This window comes from Mesorhizobium sp. M7A.F.Ca.CA.001.10.2.1 (genome assembly GCF_003998575.1).
Taxonomy (GTDB): Bacteria; Pseudomonadota; Alphaproteobacteria; order Rhizobiales; family Rhizobiaceae; genus Mesorhizobium.
This window is the reverse complement of record NZ_RZQY01001070.1, coordinates 1-1217: the sequence shown is the minus strand read 5'-3', so window position 1 is coordinate 1217 and position 1217 is coordinate 1. Positions and strand designations below refer to the sequence as shown.

Here is a 1217-nt window from a genome sequence, read left to right as displayed (position 1 = left end):
TCTCCTTCCTGCTCACCCGCTTCGACACCACGCTGCCGGTCGAAATCTGGAACCTGCTGCGCTCCGGCCTTAACCCCAAGACCAACGCCGTCGGCTCGCTGGTCTTCGCCGTCTCCATCGTGCTGGTGGTGCTGTTCGAACTGACATTGCTGCGCAGGAGAAAGGCATGACCGCGCCTTTGGTCGATATTCGTGCCGTCTCGCATCGCTTCGGCCAGCACACCGTGCTGAATGACGTTTCGCTGCAGATCGAGCCCGGCAGCTACACCATCCTGCTCGGGCCGTCCGGCTCCGGCAAGACGACGCTGCTCTCCATTCTGGGCGGCTTCGTCACCCCCAGCGAAGGCAAGGTGTTCATCCGTGGCGAGGACTGCACCTCGGTGCCGCCGGCCAAGCGGCCGACGACGACGGTGTTCCAGGACTATGCGCTGTTCCCGCATATGAGCGTCGGCAGCAATGTCGGCTTCGGCCTGCGCATGCAGGGCGTCGACGGCGCTACCCGGGCGGCAAAGGCGCGTGAAGCGCTTGCGCTGGTCGGCCTCGCCTCCGCCTTCGACAAGAAGCCGCATCAGCTTTCCGGCGGCCAGCGGCAGCGCGTGGCGCTGGCGCGGGCGCTGGTGATCGAGCCGGCGGTGCTTCTGCTCGACGCGCCGCTCGGCGCGCTCGATCTCAAATTACGCCGGCAGATGCAGGACGAGTTGAAAGCGATCCAGAAGCGCGTCGGCACCGCCTTCATCCACGTCACCCACGACCAGGAAGAAGCGATGGCGCTGGCCGACCATTGTGTGGTGATGAATGACGGGCGCATCGAGGACGAAGGCCCGCCCGAGCGCGTCTATCACAGGCCGGCGACGCGCTTTTCCGCCACCTTCATGGGCGAAAGCTCGATCCTTGCCGGCACAGTCACGGAGGCGAAGGAGAGGACAAGCACCGTCGCCACGCCCGTCGGGCCGGTCTCGCTGCCCGGCGCGCTGCCGGTGGGCTCCGCCGTTGCGCTGGCCATACGGCCGGAGCATCTTGTCCTCGGCGAGGCCAGCGGCAGTGTCAGGCTCGGCGCGGCCAGAGTGAGCGACGTGGTCTTCCAGGGCAGTTTCAAGCGCGTGCTTGCGGTTTCCATCGAGGACCCCTCGCTTCACTTCATCGCCAAATTGCCCGCGACGGCGGCCGTCCAGCCGGGCGACACGGTCGCGATTTCCTGCAATACCGACCAGATTATTC

General features: G+C 66.1%; 1 protein-coding gene and 1 pseudogene. Both read left to right on the top strand.

What is annotated here, in order from left to right:
- A pseudogene (locus EN964_RS38980) lies at positions 1 to 170 on the top strand (ABC transporter permease); the annotation flags it as partial.
- Positions 167 to 1217 (top strand): ABC transporter ATP-binding protein (locus EN964_RS35135; RefSeq protein WP_164776428.1); only part of this gene is annotated, 1051 nt, incomplete at its 3' end. The pseudogene EN964_RS38980 and the gene EN964_RS35135, both read left to right, overlap by 4 nt.